Source organism: Amaricoccus macauensis (assembly GCF_049800915.1).
In the GTDB taxonomy this organism is placed as follows: Bacteria; Pseudomonadota; Alphaproteobacteria; order Rhodobacterales; family Rhodobacteraceae; genus Amaricoccus; species Amaricoccus macauensis_A.
Genome location: NZ_JBNAFY010000002.1, coordinates 131098 through 145414 on the forward strand (window position 1 = coordinate 131098; position 14317 = coordinate 145414).

Here is a 14317-nt window from a genome sequence, read left to right on the forward strand (position 1 = left end):
GATCGTCCTTTCGTCGGTGATGTTCCGAAGGCCCGCCACCGGGGCTACTTCGTGAGGATCAGTTTTCCTGTCCGGGTGATGCGCAATACGTAGCTCTGACCGTCGAGTACGATCGTCGCGGTGTTGCCGCCATCAGTGAGCCTGCGTGCATCATGCTTGGGGCCATCCCCGGCTCTGTCGTCTTCGATCCGCCCGGATGTGGTATCGATCATGCCGACGTCAGGGTTCGACTGGTCGCTCGAACTGGCATACATTACTCGCTCCGAAAACAGGACCCGCGCCACCTTCTCGCGGAGTGTTTCAAGAGTTTCTGACTCATTTGGTTTGGAATTGCAATTCCGACTTTTTTTCTTGGATATGAGTTTTCACCCGTCGAGGGGCGGATTCCGGGTCGAAATGTCGACAGTTTACGAACATTTAAAGAACATCATAGTATGTCCATGCAATATACGGTACACGCAACTTTGCACGGGAGGGGGCAGATGGGACTGAGGCCGAGGGTCGATCCGTATCACTTGCTGCAGCAGGCCGAGCCGAAACCCGATGCGGGTTCTACAGGTCGGCTTGAGGCCAAGGCCCGACTGCGGTTCACCGTGGCTCAGGCGCTTGCTCAGGATCGGCTGATCTTCCGGTTTCAGCCGGTTGCCAGCACCGCCAACCTGACGTTCGCGGCATTCCACGAAATGGTGGCTCTTGTCCGACTTGCGGACGGTCAGGTGGTGCCGGTCGATACCTTCAAGTCGGCCATCGAAGGCACGGAGATTGGCCGGACGGTCGATCGCTTCGCCCTGCGCCGCGCATTGCGGATTCTCGAGGAAACGCCAGACCTCCGGCTCGCCGTCGACGTTTCACCCCTCTCCATGGGGGATGCGGAATGGATGGACATGCTGGCGGACTTTCATGCGCGATGCCCGAATGCCTGCGGTCGGCTGATTCTGGAGATCGGTGAGGATGCAGCGGTACGCGACGCGGACCTCGTCAACGATTTCGCGCGCCATGTCCGCGAGATGGGGCCCGCCTTCGCGCTAGACAATTTCGGCTCCGGCGCGACGGGATTCGCACATTTTCGCGCCTTCCGCTTCGACATGGTCAAGATCGGCGCGGCCTTTTGTCGCGATGTTCACAAGTGCGCGGACACGCGGGTGCTGCTTGAATGCCTCCAGCGACTGGCGCTTCAATTCGAGATGTTCAGCGTGGCGCAGGGTGTCGAATGCGAAGCGGATGCCGCCTGGCTTTGCGATGCAGGAATCGACTGCATCCAGGGGCCGTATTTCGGGAAACCTTCCGCACGACCGAAGAAACCGGCCTGCCCGCTGTCGTCAGGCGGTGAACGGCAGGACCGCAGCGCCTGATGATCCCGCAGGGCACGTCCGGCGCCCTGCCTGGTTTCTGAGCGCTCGTCCCGGCGCTACTTGTCTTTCACGATCTGGCTGAGCTGCTGTTGCATCTCCGCCAACTGTCGCTTGAGCTCGTCGAGTTCGACTTCCTTGCGTGAATCGGAGGGTGCGCCATCCTCCGGCTTGCCGCTCATGCCGCTGGCGAAGGGCGCGAACATCCGCAGGGCGTTCTCGAACCATTCCATGTTGGAACGCGCCAGCGTCTCGAAATTGGCAAGCGCGGGATTGGCCTCGAATGCCTTCTGAACCTGGTCGCGCATCTTCTCCTGGTTGCGGGAAAAGGTCTCCATCGATGCTTCGAGATAGCCGGGCACGAACCCCTGAAGCGTATCGCCGTAGAGCCGGATCAACTGACGCAGGAAGTTTGCGGGAAGCATGGTCTGCCCCTTTGCCTCTTCCTCAAAAATGATCTGAGCAAGCACGGAACGCGTGATGTCCTGGCCCGACTTTGCATCGTTGACGACGAAATCCTGGCCGTCGCGGACCATCTGCGCCAGGTGGTCGAGCGTGACGTAGCTTGATTTCGCGGTATTGTAGAGCCTACGATTCGCGTATTTCTTGATGATGATTGGCGCTTTCGCGTCTTCTTTCTTCTCGGCCACGCGCATCTCCCAGTGAACTTTTCTCCCGCTCCAGCTATGTTTATCTCCCGAGGCTGAATGCGGAAAGCGCTTTTTGCGTTTGCGAATGACCTAGGTTAAGAGCGGGGTCGAAAGCCGAGGATGGCACTACGACAAGAACAACGGAAATCCGGGGAGAGCAGCGTGGACCTGCGCCAGAAGGAGCGTCGCAGGGCGGCGGACTATCTCGATCTGTGGGAACGCCATGTTACTCTCATGGCGATCCAGGGGAAGCTTGCGATACCGCCGGGCCCGGACCCGGATCGGGACGTCTGATGCCGGAGCCCGCGCCGAGGCGGGTCGGGCACCCCAGTCCCCTGATCTTTCATCTCGGGGCTGCGCTTTCGGCCTACACCCACGCCCTTTTGGCAGCCCCCCGCGCCGATACCGCCATGTTTCCCTGGGCCGACGGGTTGGGCGAGCGTGCGGCGCGCCTTGGCCCCGATCTCGATCAGATGGAGGTTGCCTGCGAAATGGCCGCGCGGCTGCGCGCCTCGATCGAGGGGCTCGAAATCTGGCAGAAACACCCCTACCAGCGCACGCTCGAGGATCCGCCCGTGATCTGGTCCGACGGATGCTCCCGCCTGCTCGACTACGGGCAGATTCCGCGTGCCGTCAATTGCAACGGCCTGCCGATCCTGGTGGTGCCGAGCCTGATCAATCGTGCCTATATTCTCGATCTTCTGCCCGGGCGGTCCCTGATGCGCTGGCTGGCCGGACAGGGCTATCGGCCTCTGCTGCTCGACTGGGGCGCGCCCGGTCGGGGCGAGGTCGACTTCAGTCTCGACGAATACGGGGCCCAGCGGCTTGCCCCGGCGTTTCGCCATGCGGTCGAGACGAATGGCCGGCCAGTGGCGCTTCTGGGCTACTGCATGGGCGGCACGCTTGCGGCGGGATTTGCCGCGCGCAGGCCGGAAGGGCTCGCCCGGCTTGCAACCATTGGAGCGCCTTGGGATTTCTGCTCTACCGACGGGATCGCGGGATCAATTCGCGCGCTTGTGCGGGCCGACGAGGGCAGGCAGACCCGTGAAATTCTCGAGACGCTCGGCATGGCCTTCGGCTTTGTGCCCGTGTCGCTTTTCCAGATGCTCTTCGCGGTGATCAACCCGATGCAGGCGGTGCTCAAATTCCAACGGCTCTCGCGTCTCGACCCGGACGGCCCAGCTGCTTCCTTCTTCGTTGCGCTCGAGGACTGGCTGGCCGATGGCGTGCCGATGCCGATGAAGGCCGCCAGCGACCTGCTTCTGGGGTGGCAGATCGAAAACCGCACCGCGCGCGGACTATGGGAGTTCCTGGGCGGCCCGGTCTGTCCCGGCGAGATCGACGTTCCCACGTTGTGTTTCTGTGGCCGGTCGGACAGCATCGCCACGCCGGCACTCTCGGAGGCGCTGCCGGAACGCATACCGGGGGCCCACATGATGCGGCCCAATACCGGGCATGTCGGGATGGTTGTAGGCAGTGGCGCACGAACCGGGGTCTGGCGCGGGCTGGGCGAGTTCCTTGCCGCGTAAGTTTTCGTTGCGCCCAAGACTGTTGAGCCTCCGCGGGCTTTGTGCCACGACGAATAGCGTGTGGGGCGTGCGACGATTCGTTGCTCTCTTACCGCGCAACGCATTCACCGGTCCGGGGGGAGTTAGGGACCGTTTTGGAGGATCAGTATGACGGATATCGTTATCGCATCGGCTGCTCGCACGGCCGTGGGCAGTTTCAACGGCAGCTTCGCAAACACGCCGGCGCATGAACTGGGCGCGACGGCCATCAAAGCCGCGCTCGAGCGCGCTGGTGTTGAGCCGGGCGAGGTGTCGGAAACGATCCTCGGGCAGGTTCTGACCGCGGGCCAGGGGCAGAACCCTGCACGACAGGCACATATCAATGCGGGTCTGCCGCAGGAAAGCGCCGCCTGGGGAATCAATCAGGTCTGTGGTTCGGGACTTCGCACCGTGGCACTGGGCGCGCAGCACATCATGCTCGGTGATGCCGAGATCGTCGTCGCTGGCGGCCAGGAAAGCATGTCGCTCTCGCCCCACGTTGCACATCTGCGCGCCGGTCAGAAGATGGGCGACATGAAGTTCATCGACTCGATGATCAAGGACGGTCTGTGGGATGCCTTCAACGGCTACCACATGGGCACCACGGCCGAGAATGTCGCCGAAAAGTGGCAGATCTCGCGTGAGGCACAGGATGAGTTCGCAGCCGCATCGCAGAATAAGGCCGAAGCCGCGCAGGCTGCTGGCAAGTTCGACGATGAGGTCACGCCGTTCGTCGTTAAGACCCGCAAGGGCGACATTGTCGTGGACAAGGACGAGTACATCCGCAAGGGCGCTACGGTCGAGGGCATGCAGAAGCTTCGTCCGGCCTTCTCGAAGGACGGCACCGTGACCGCCGGTAACGCGTCGGGCATCAACGACGGTGCGGCCATCGCGGTTCTGATGAGCGCGGAGAACGCATCCAAGCGGGGCATCGAGCCCATGGCCCGGATCGCTTCCTACGCGACGGCGGGTCTTGACCCGGCGATCATGGGTGTCGGACCGATCTACGCCTCGCGCAAGGCGCTCGCCAAGGCCGGCTGGAAGCCTGAGGATCTCGACCTCGTGGAAGCCAACGAAGCTTTCGCAGCACAGGCGCTTGCCGTGAACAAGGACATGGGCTGGGACCCGGAGATCGTGAACGTGAACGGCGGCGCGATCGCCATCGGTCACCCGATCGGGGCTTCGGGCGCCCGCGTCCTCAACACACTGCTCTTCGAAATGAAGCGGCGCGATGCAAAGAAGGGACTCGCAACCCTCTGCATTGGTGGCGGAATGGGCGTTGCCCTCTGCGTCGAGCGTGATTGATTAAGATCAGGGCGGGGTTTCCCCGCCCTTTTTACATGACTATCCAGAAGACTTTCAGAAGGAGGGGGAATAATGGGACGTGTTGCTCTGGTCACCGGCGGTTCGCGCGGCATCGGTGAGTCGATTTCCAAGGCGCTTCAGGCCGAAGGCTACAAGGTGGCGGCGACCTATGCCGGCAACGACGAGAAGGCGAAGGCCTTCACCGAAGAAACCGGCATCAAGACCTACAAGTGGAACGTGGCCGACTACGAATCCTCCAAGGCGGGGATCGCGCAGGTCGAGGCCGATCTCGGACCGATCGAAGTGGTCGTGGCGAATGCGGGCATCACCCGTGACGCACCGTTCCACAAGATGTCCCCCGACCACTGGAAGGAAGTGATCGACACCAACCTCACCGGTGTGTTCAACACGATCCATCCGGTCTGGCCCGGTATGCGCGAACGCAAGTTCGGGCGCGTGATCGTCATTTCCTCCGTGAACGGTCAGAAGGGCCAGTTTGCCCAGGTAAACTACGCAGCCACCAAGGCCGGCGATATCGGCATCGTCCGCTCGCTGGCACAGGAAGGTGCGCGGGCCGGCATTACTGCGAATGCCGTCTGCCCGGGTTACATCGCGACCGAAATGGTCATGGCCGTGCCCGAAAAGGTTCGTGAATCGATCATCGCGCAGATCCCTGCCGGTCGTCTCGGCAACCCGGAAGAGATCGCGCGCTGCGTGACCTTCCTCGCTTCGGACGAGGCGGGCTTCATCAACGGCTCGACGATCTCCGCGAACGGCGCGCAGTTCTTCGACTGATCCGTCCGGACAATCAGAAGTTTCAGCCCCCGGCGCGAAAGCGGCGGGGGTTTCTTTTCTCAGCGATAGACCATGTCGATGCTGTCGAACGCGCCATCCCTGTAGTCTTCCCGGAAGAGCTTGTGATCGGCCTTGAGCCTGTCTGCCGCCTCTGCGGTGAATCGTAGAATGTCATCTATGAAGAGCGCTTGCGGGTTTGCCGCCTCGACGATGGACGGTTCGACATCGTAGTCGATCTGCCCGAGATCGTCCGAAAGGGCATGGGCCTGCGCGAGGGCGGCACCGCAGACCTTCGCATAATCCTTCCATGTCGCGTAGCTCAGCTCGTCCAGGTCGATATCGTCCCTGAATGGAGCCCGCTCCCGGGTCATGAAGCTTTCGCCGTCGATTTCGGCGGCACCATAAAAGACATCACCGTGGGCGAGCTGAACCGCCTGCGCGTGTGCGATCCTGTCGGCCTTGTCGCCGGCCATGAAGTCCGATGGCGGGGTCAGGCCCTCGAGAGCCGAGCGCCGGGCGCGTTTGAACTCTATGATGAAGTCGTCGGTCGCATCCTTCGACGGCCCCTCGATCAGCACGTAATAGCGCGGCAGACCGAGCGAGGCGGTTCCCTGGCCGTGGCGGACGCAGACATCCTTGACTCTCAGTTCTCCGATCCGCTTCTGGCCCTCGATTCCGTTGGCCTTCGCAAGGTCGTTGATCGCCTTCTGGAATTTCTCCCGCTCGCTCGAGACCGGCTGAAGCTCGTCGGTCGGCTTGAACCCGAGTCCGGACGGCTCGAGATAATCGTCCCAGAGCCACGACTTGCGCTCTTCCCAGGCCTCCTTGAAGAGCGTCCGGATGACCTTGGGCGAGTTGTCCATCCGGTAGTCGTCGTTCTTCTCGGTGGCCCGTTTGGCGTAGCGCCCCATCGCTTCGAGATATCCTTTGACGAACTTCTCGACGATCTTGCGCCTTTTCTTCCGTTTCATGCCCGCGACTTTGCGCGCCGCAATCCAGAAGCCCACGGCACCGCGCTTGATGTCCCAGGTGAACGGCGCATAGATCGCCTCGTCGAAATCGTTCAGGCCGAATATGGGCACACCGTTCTTGTCGGGCATGATGCCGAAGTTCTCGGGGTGCACGTCCCCGAGTGCCATGACGCTTGGCATGTGCGCGTCTTGGCCGGCCATGTCGCGGTAGAACAGGAGCGCAGTGCCCCGAAAGAACTTGAAGAAGTCATCGGCAAGCTTGCCGAACTTCTCCTCGGCGCCATGAGAGCGCTGCTGGATCCGGGTGGCGTGGTCCTCCCTTAGCGTGGATCGCACATGCTCCCTGCGCGACTGGCCTGTCAGGAGCATCGGGTGAATGACCTGCTCTCCGTTGGCCACGCGGTGGGCGAGCTGGCGGAAGCCCTCGACACGTCCTTCCGCCTTTCGGCTTGCTTCGACCTCGGGCTTGCCCTGCCTCTTGGCAGAGTCGCCGCTGGATGTCTTGCGGCTTGACGCCGGTTTCTTCTTCGTCATCGATTGCCTCCCCCTGGACTGATATTGCCTTCATCACCGCCGCACGTCCATCACGCGCAACTGCCGCCAAGCCCGCTTGATTTCTAGCCGCTGGCGGGCGGGGCAGGTGGTTCGATCGGCGGATACTCCGGGTCGGGCGGTGGATCGACCGGAGGCGGCGAAGGTGGGGCGATGGGAGGCGTTTCCGGGGGTGTTCCGCCCGGAATGTCGGGGCCAGGCGGTAACGGGGTGGGGTCAGAGGGCGGAACGTCGGTTGCCCGGCTTGCTGCTGATCTGCTGGCTATCTGTATCATGACAAACCAACGTTGAACGCGGCCGGGAGTTCCAAAAGCGGCTCTCAGCAAGCGGGATGTCGGTTGTCCCGCCCCTTGTTTTGGGGCGGGCCTTCTGTCCCGTGGGTGGTTCGCCCGAGTTTGTCTTATTCTAGAATTCGACGCCTTCCTGCGCGACCACGCCATCCTTGAATGGGTGCTTGACCAGTTTCATTTCGGACACGAGATCGGCAGCCTCGAAGAGCTCGGGCTTCGCGTTGCGGCCCGTAAGCACCACGTGGGTCATCTCCGGCTTCCGGGTCTGGAGGAAGTCGACCACCTCGTCGATATCAAGATAGTCGTAGCGCAATGCGATATTGATCTCGTCGAGCAGAACGAAGCGGATCTCCGGGTCGAGGATCAGCGCCTTGGCCTGTTCCCAGCCTGCCTGCGCCGCGGCGACGTCGCGCTCGCGGTCCTGCGTCTCCCAGGTGAACCCCTCGCCCGAGATCACGAAACGACATTCATTCGCGAATTTTTCTTTCAGGACCCGGCGCTCACCGGTTTCCCAGGTGCCCTTGATGAACTGCACGACAGCGCAGGGGATGCCATGTCCGATGCAGCGAAGGATCATACCGAAGCCCGAGGAGGACTTTCCCTTGCCATTTCCGGTATGGACGATGATGAGGCCCCGCTTTTCGGTCTTGCTTTTCATCAGCCTGTCGCGGGCGGCTTTTATCTTCTTCATCTTTTCATTGTGCCGCAGCGTCGTTTCATCCATTGTTTGGTCCCCTCGGTTGCCTGTTCTGCCTGTTTGATGCGGGTGGACGCGGTATGCAACTGCGCAACGCCATCCCTCCGGCGCGTCGCAGAAATTCCGGTTCGTACCGTGTCTTAACCAAGCCTGAGTTGACCTCTGCCACACGCCTCTATATTCCACGATTAAGCAAGGTGCGAAGCGGCACCCAGCGTGTGACAAAGCGTCGGAGGCGAGACATGGACCAGCTCTTACGCGAGTATCTGCCGATCCTGATATTTCTCGGATTGGCCATAGCACTCGGATTGGTCCTGCTGCTCTCGGCTGTCATCGTCGCCATCAGCAATCCGGACCCGGAAAAGGTTTCCGCCTACGAGTGCGGCTTCAATGCCTTTGATGATGCCCGAATGAAGTTCGATGTGCGGTTCTATCTCGTGTCGATCCTCTTCATCATCTTCGATCTCGAGGTGGCGTTCCTCTTCCCGTGGGCGGTGAGTTTCCAGCACCTCGGTGATGTCGGGTTCTGGTCGATGATGGTCTTTCTGGCCGTGCTGACAGTGGGCTTCGCGTATGAGTGGAAAAAGGGAGCCCTCGAATGGGAGTGACATCCACGGGCCAGGCGACCGAGGCAAAGACGGACGGAGCCTCCGGTGATTTCATCCCGGCAGCGACCACGGGTCAGCTTCCAGCAGGTCTGAACGCGGCCGGCCCCGACAAGGAGGCCGCTGCACGCGCGCTGTCCGATGAACTGGCGGACAAGGGCTTCCTGGTCACGTCGACAGCCGGGGCGATCAACTGGGCCCGCACGGGCAGCCTTCACTGGATGACCTTCGGTCTCGCCTGCTGCGCGGTCGAGATGATGCAGACATCCATGCCGCGCTACGACCTTGAGCGCTTCGGGACCGCACCGCGTGCATCTCCGCGCCAGTCGGACCTGATGATCGTCGCAGGCACGCTTACCAACAAGATGGCCCCCGCGCTGCGCAAGGTCTACGACCAGATGCCCGAGCCGCGCTACGTGATCTCCATGGGTTCCTGCGCCAATGGCGGTGGCTACTACCACTACAGCTACTCGGTGGTGCGCGGATGCGACCGCGTCGTGCCGGTGGATGTCTATGTTCCCGGCTGTCCGCCGACCGCCGAAGCGCTGCTCTACGGGATCCTCCAGCTTCAGCGGAAGATCCGGCGCACTGGCACGATCGTGCGTTGAGGAGGACGCTGGCATGAGTATGGAAATCGCGGCCTTCGAGGATCTGCAGGAAACCATCACGATGCGCAAGGAGGGCGCGGTCCTGCAGTCCGAAATCGCCCATGGCGAGCTGACGATGACGGTCCGGCCGGCGGCCCTCGTGGATTTCATCGGCTTCCTGAAGGCGGATGGGGCCTGCCGCTTCACCACCCTGATCGATATCACGGCCATCGATTGGCCGGAGCGGGAGCGCCGCTTCGACATCGTCTATCACTTCCTCTCCATGCACCTGAACCAGCGCATCCGGGTGAAGGCGGAGGTGCGCGAGGACGAGATCGTGCCGTCCATCGTCGAAATCCATCCCGGCGCGAACTGGTACGAGCGCGAAGTCTTCGACATGTATGGCCTGCTGTTCTCCGGTCACCCGGATCTGCGCCGAATTCTCACCGACTATGGCTTCCGGGGGTATCCGCTCCGCAAGGACTTCCCGACAACGGGCTATGTCGAGGTGCGGTATGACGAGGAGCAGAAGCGAGTCGTCTATGAGCCGGTCAAGCTGACCCAGGAATACCGCCAGTTCGACTTCATGAGCCCCTGGGAAGGTGCGGAATATATTCTTCCAGGCGACGAAAAGGGGGAGGGTGCGTGAAGCCGGGCCTCGATATCGGTCATCGCGCCGAGTTCGCACGCAAGGTGCCGTCTCACGAGACGGTGCCGCGGCTGTTCGAGGACAGCGAACTCCTGCACAAGATGCCTGATGTCTATGCCACGGCCTATATGGTCGGCTTCATGGAGTGGGCGTGCTGCGAGCACCTCGCGCCCTTCTACGACCAGGGCGAATGCTCTCTGGGCATTCAGGTCGACATGTCCCATACCGCGCCGACGGTGCCGGGCATGACCGTGACGGTCACCAGCGAAATCACCGCGATCGAGGGGCGCTTCGTCAGCTTCAAGGTCGTGGCGCGCGATGATGCCGGCCAGATCGGCGAAGGCATGCACCGCCGGGCGCTGGTTGATACGGACACGTTTGCGGCGAAAGCCGCGGGTCGTTCCGCCGGGAGCATCCCGGCGTGAGGGCAGGAATTTCACCCAGACCGGCATTCGGGCCGGGCAGGTAGAGAGGGTCATGGGATGGACGGCAACGCGACCGATGTCCTGACGGGCGAACAGAGCATCCGGAATTTCAACATCAATTTCGGGCCGCAGCACCCTGCGGCCCACGGGGTTCTGCGGCTCGTGCTCGAACTCGACGGCGAAGTGGTGGAGCGGTGCGACCCGCATATCGGACTCCTGCACCGGGGTACCGAAAAGCTGATGGAGAGCCGTACCTATCTCCAGAATCTGCCGTATCTCGACCGCCTTGATTACGTCGCGCCGATGAACCAGGAACACGCCTGGTGCCTGGCCATCGAGAAGCTCACTCAGACCGAGATCTCGCGTCGGGCATCGCTCATTCGCGTGCTCTATTCCGAGATCGGCCGCATCCTGAACCACCTGCTGAACGTCACCACGCAGGCGATGGATGTTGGTGCGCTCACCCCGCCGCTCTGGGGCTTCGAGGAGCGCGAGAAGCTTATGGTCTTCTATGAGCGGGCCTGCGGCGCACGGTTGCACTCGGCCTATTTCCGGCCCGGTGGTGTGCATCAGGACCTGCCGCAGGATCTGATCGACGATATCGCGACCTGGGCGAAGGAATTCCCGCAGGTGCTCGACGATATCGAGGGGCTGATCACCGAGAACCGCATCTTCAAGCAGCGCAATGTCGATATTGCCATCCTCAGCCAGCAGGAATGCCAGGACTGGGGCATGTCGGGCGTGATGGTACGTGGTTCGGGGCTCGCCTGGGATCTGCGTCGCTCGCAGCCCTACGAGTGCTACGACGAGTTCGACTTCAAGATCCCCGTCGGCAAGAACGGCGACTGCTACGACCGCTACCTCTGCCGGATGTGGGAAATGCGCGAAAGCGTCCGCATCATCGAGCAGGCCATCGAGAAGCTCGACGGCTGCAAGGGCGAGGACGTGATGTCACGGGGCAAGATCACGCCGCCCTCGCGCGCGGACATGAAGACGTCGATGGAAGCGCTCATCCATCACTTCAAGCTCTACACCGAAGGATTCCACGTGCCCGAGGGCGAGGCTTACGCCGCGGTCGAGGCCCCGAAGGGCGAGTTCGGCGTCTATCTCGTGTCGGATGGCACGAACAAACCCTACAAGGTCAAGTTGCGGGCGCCGGGCTATGCGCATCTCCAGGCGATGGACCACATCTGCCGGGGCCACATGCTCGCGGACGTTTCCGCGGCGCTCGGCTCGCTCGATATCGTGTTTGGAGAGGTTGACCGGTAATGCTGCGCAGACTTCACAGCGAACAGCCCGAAAGCTTCGCTTTCACGCCCGCCAATCAGGAATGGGCAAAGGGGCAGATCGCCAAATATCCGGAAGGCCGTCAGGCCAGCGCGGTGATCCCGCTTCTGTGGCGCGCCCAGGAACAGGAAGGCTGGGTGACCGAGAAGGCGATCGAGGTCATCGCGGACATGCTGGGCATGGCCAAGATCCGGGTGCTCGAGGTCGCGACCTTCTATTTCATGTTCCAGCTCCGTCCCGTGGGCTCGGTGGCGCATGTACAGGTTTGCGGCACCACGTCGTGCATGATCTGCGGGGCCGAGGATCTGATGTCCGTGTGCAAGGACAAGATCGCGGCTCAGCCGCACGAGCTGTCGGCGGACGGAAAGTTCTCCTGGGAAGAGGTCGAGTGCCTCGGTGCCTGCGCCAATGCGCCGATGGCCCAGATCGGCAAGGACTATTACGAGGATCTGAGCGCCGAAAGCCTGAGCGAGCTTCTTGACGCGCTTTCCCGAGGCGAGGTGCCTGCGCCCGGATCGCGCAAGGGGCGCTTCGCCTCCGAGCCCGAGACCGGACTGACCTCGCTCGAGGAGGGCACCCGAGGTTTCGACACCAACGCCTCTGTGACGCTGGCGCTGCAGATGCAGGACACGATCAAGCGGATCACCGGCGACGAGAAGCCTGTCGAGATGCCCGAGAAGGCACCGGAAGGCTCGCTCGGTCCAAAGCCCGCGCTTGATGCCGCCGGCGATACCGATGTGATGGAGCCGCAGGAGGCGCCGACCGATCGTCCCACGCCCGACTCGGCGGCCGATCCGAAGCCCGATGGCGATGGCGAGCCGAAACCTGTTGACGGGCCCGAACCGCAATCGGAAGCCAAGCCGAAGGACGCGGATGAATCGCTCTCGAAAGCCGAGGTTTTGGGCGCTTCCGAACCGGTGCCCGGCGCTGCTGAAGAGGGCGTGAAGCCCGCCGCACTCGATGCGCCACGTGATGGTGCTGCGGATGATCTGAAGAAGATCAAGGGGGTCGGGCCGAAACTCGAGGCGCTTCTTCACTCGATGGGTTTCTACCATTTCGACCAGATCGCCTCCTGGACCGTCGACGAAATTGCCTGGGTGGACAGCCATCTCGAGGGGTTCAAGGGCCGCGTGACCCGCGACAACTGGGTCGAACAGGCTCGGAAGCTCGCCGGTGGCGGCGAGACTGACTTCTCGAAGCGTGTTGACGACGGCGACGTTTACTGATCGCGCCTTTCTGCGGCCCTTGGCCGCGGCGCATTTGACCAAGGTATCCCGGCCACCAGTGCCGGGCATGTAGGGAGAGAGAGATGCTGGAAGATAAGGACCGGATCTTCACCAATCTCTACGGAATGTATGACCGCACCCTGAAGGGCGCGCAGTCCCGTGGTTGCTGGGACGGCACAGGCGCCATTCTCGCAAAGGGACGTGACGGCATCATCGAAGAGGTGAAGGCCAGCGGCTTGCGCGGGCGCGGCGGTGCAGGCTTCCCCACTGGCCTCAAGTGGTCGTTCATGCCGAAGGGCGACGACGGTCGTCCGCATTACCTGGTGGTGAATGCCGATGAATCCGAGCCGGCGACCTGCAAGGACCGGGAGATCATGCGCCACGATCCGCACACGCTGATCGAGGGCTGCCTGATTGCTTCCTTCGCCATGGGGGCACATGCCTGCTACATCTACATCCGTGGGGAGTACATCCGCGAACGCGAGGCATTGCAGATCGCCATAGATGAAGCGTACGACGCTGGCCTGATCGGCAAGAACGCCTGCGGCTCCGGTTGGGATTTCGACCTCTACGTTCACCACGGTGCGGGTGCCTACATCTGTGGTGAGGAAACGGCGCTGCTGGAAAGCCTCGAAGGCCGCAAGGGGATGCCGCGGCTCAAACCGCCTTTCCCTGCGAATACGGGCCTCTATGGGGCGCCAACCACGGTGAACAACGTCGAGTCCATCGCGGTCGTGCCTGAAATCATGCGGCGCGGCGCGGGGTGGTATGCGAGCTTCGGTCGGCCGAACAACGCCGGCGTTAAGCTCTTCGGTCTGACGGGGCACATCAACACGCCCTGCGTGATCGAGGAATCCATGTCAATCTCGCTCAAGGAACTGATCGAGAAGCATGGCGGCGGCGTGCGCGGAGGGTGGAAGAACCTTAAGGCCGTGATCCCGGGCGGTGCATCCTGTCCGATCATTCCTGCTTCGCAATGCGAAAGTGCTATCATGGACTACGATGGCATGAAGGAGCTCAAGTCTTCCTTCGGCACGGCCTGCGCCATCGTGATCGACCAGCAGACCGATGTGATCAAGGCGGTCTGGCGACTGTCAAAGTTCTTCAAGCACGAGAGTTGCGGCCAGTGCACGCCCTGCCGGGAAGGCACCGGCTGGATGATGCGGGTCATGGATCGCCTGGTCTCCGGAGATGCAGAGGTCGAGGAAATCGACATGCTCTTCGAAGTCACGAAACAGGTCGAAGGCCACACGATCTGTGCGCTCGGCGACGCGGCGGCCTGGCCGATCCAGGGCCTCATCCGGCACTTCCGCGAAGAGATCGAGGATCGTATCAAGGCCAAGAAAACCGGCCGCATGAGCGCCGTGGCAGCGGAGTAACGG

16 protein-coding genes are annotated in these 14317 nt (G+C 62.1%); 12 read left to right on the plus strand and 4 right to left on the minus strand.

Translation table 11 applies throughout. From position 1 onward, the window contains the following. Positions 1-44: 44 nt before the first annotated feature. Positions 45-212, minus strand: coding sequence for a hemin uptake protein HemP (gene hemP / locus ACP15W_RS04905; protein ID WP_424932278.1), 168 nt, complete (start codon positions 210-212; stop codon positions 45-47). A gap of 270 nt (positions 213-482) precedes the next feature. On the opposite strand from hemP, the gene ACP15W_RS04910 reads away from it, so the two are divergent. Next, on the plus strand, positions 483-1352 hold the full coding sequence (locus tag ACP15W_RS04910) for an EAL domain-containing protein (RefSeq protein ID WP_424931739.1): 870 nt from the start codon (positions 483-485) through the stop codon (positions 1350-1352). A gap of 56 nt (positions 1353-1408) precedes the next feature. Here ACP15W_RS04910 and phaR read toward each other — a convergent pair whose 3' ends face one another. Next, positions 1409-1999, minus strand: a complete 591-nt coding sequence (phaR, locus tag ACP15W_RS04915; RefSeq protein ID WP_424931740.1) for a polyhydroxyalkanoate synthesis repressor PhaR — start codon at positions 1997-1999, stop codon at positions 1409-1411. Positions 2000-2161: 162 nt separating this feature from the next. Between phaR and ACP15W_RS04920 the strand changes: the two genes are divergently transcribed. The 4 genes from ACP15W_RS04920 to phbB all read left to right on the plus strand — a co-directional run bounded on the left by ACP15W_RS04920 (position 2162) and on the right by phbB (position 5646). After that, positions 2162-2293 carry a hypothetical protein gene (locus ACP15W_RS04920; protein WP_424931741.1) on the plus strand — a complete coding sequence of 44 codons (132 nt, stop codon included), beginning with the start codon at positions 2162-2164 and terminating at the stop codon, positions 2291-2293. Then, complete coding sequence (locus tag ACP15W_RS04925; RefSeq protein ID WP_424931742.1) at positions 2293-3528, plus strand: alpha/beta fold hydrolase; 1236 nt, start codon at positions 2293-2295, stop codon at positions 3526-3528. Before ACP15W_RS04920 ends, ACP15W_RS04925 begins: the two co-directional genes overlap by 1 nt. Positions 3529-3675: 147 nt before the next feature. Then, entirely contained in the window at positions 3676-4851 is a 1176-nt protein-coding gene (locus ACP15W_RS04930; RefSeq protein ID WP_424931743.1) for an acetyl-CoA C-acetyltransferase, read from the plus strand. 72 nt (positions 4852-4923) lie between these two features. Next, positions 4924-5646 carry an acetoacetyl-CoA reductase gene (gene phbB / locus ACP15W_RS04935; RefSeq protein ID WP_424931744.1) on the plus strand — a complete coding sequence of 241 codons (723 nt, stop codon included), beginning with the start codon at positions 4924-4926 and terminating at the stop codon, positions 5644-5646. A gap of 59 nt (positions 5647-5705) precedes the next feature. On the opposite strand, the gene ACP15W_RS04940 is transcribed toward phbB, so the two are convergent. Together ACP15W_RS04940 and cobO are read right to left on the minus strand one after the other, a co-directional pair. Continuing rightward, positions 5706-7151 carry a DUF2252 domain-containing protein gene (locus tag ACP15W_RS04940; protein ID WP_424931745.1) on the minus strand — a complete coding sequence of 482 codons (1446 nt, stop codon included), beginning with the start codon at positions 7149-7151 and terminating at the stop codon, positions 5706-5708. Between the two features lie 423 nt (positions 7152-7574). Continuing rightward, positions 7575-8183: a cob(I)yrinic acid a,c-diamide adenosyltransferase gene (cobO, locus tag ACP15W_RS04945; protein ID WP_424931746.1), complete on the minus strand. Its 609-nt coding sequence runs from the start codon at positions 8181-8183 to the stop codon at positions 7575-7577. Between the two features lie 215 nt (positions 8184-8398). On the opposite strand from cobO, the gene ACP15W_RS04950 reads away from it, so the two are divergent. The 7 genes from ACP15W_RS04950 to nuoF all read left to right on the plus strand — a co-directional run bounded on the left by ACP15W_RS04950 (position 8399) and on the right by nuoF (position 14314). Continuing rightward, a complete protein-coding gene (locus ACP15W_RS04950; RefSeq protein ID WP_424931747.1) occupies positions 8399-8764 on the plus strand; it encodes an NADH-quinone oxidoreductase subunit A in 366 nt (121 codons plus the stop codon). Next, a complete protein-coding gene (locus tag ACP15W_RS04955) occupies positions 8755-9369 on the plus strand; it encodes a NuoB/complex I 20 kDa subunit family protein (RefSeq protein ID WP_424931748.1) in 615 nt (204 codons plus the stop codon). The genes ACP15W_RS04950 and ACP15W_RS04955 overlap by 10 nt, the downstream gene beginning before the upstream one ends. Before the next feature lie 13 nt (positions 9370-9382). Then, positions 9383-9997 (plus strand): NADH-quinone oxidoreductase subunit C, encoded by a 615-nt coding sequence (locus tag ACP15W_RS04960; RefSeq protein WP_424931749.1) that lies wholly within the window; start codon positions 9383-9385, stop codon positions 9995-9997. Beyond that, the gene (locus tag ACP15W_RS04965) at positions 9994-10422 is read left to right on the plus strand and encodes a thioesterase family protein (protein ID WP_424931750.1); all 429 of its coding nucleotides are present in this window, start codon (positions 9994-9996) and stop codon (positions 10420-10422) included. The genes ACP15W_RS04960 and ACP15W_RS04965 overlap by 4 nt, the downstream gene beginning before the upstream one ends. Positions 10423-10479: 57 nt before the next feature. Next, positions 10480-11691, plus strand: a complete 1212-nt coding sequence (locus ACP15W_RS04970) for an NADH-quinone oxidoreductase subunit D (RefSeq protein WP_424931751.1) — start codon at positions 10480-10482, stop codon at positions 11689-11691. Beyond that, a complete protein-coding gene (locus ACP15W_RS04975; RefSeq protein ID WP_424931752.1) occupies positions 11691-12935 on the plus strand; it encodes an NADH-quinone oxidoreductase subunit E in 1245 nt (414 codons plus the stop codon). Before ACP15W_RS04970 ends, ACP15W_RS04975 begins: the two co-directional genes overlap by 1 nt. An 83-nt stretch (positions 12936-13018) precedes the next feature. Continuing rightward, positions 13019-14314: an NADH-quinone oxidoreductase subunit NuoF gene (nuoF, locus tag ACP15W_RS04980; RefSeq protein ID WP_424931753.1), complete on the plus strand. Its 1296-nt coding sequence runs from the start codon at positions 13019-13021 to the stop codon at positions 14312-14314. The last annotated feature ends 3 nt before the right edge of the window (positions 14315-14317 follow it).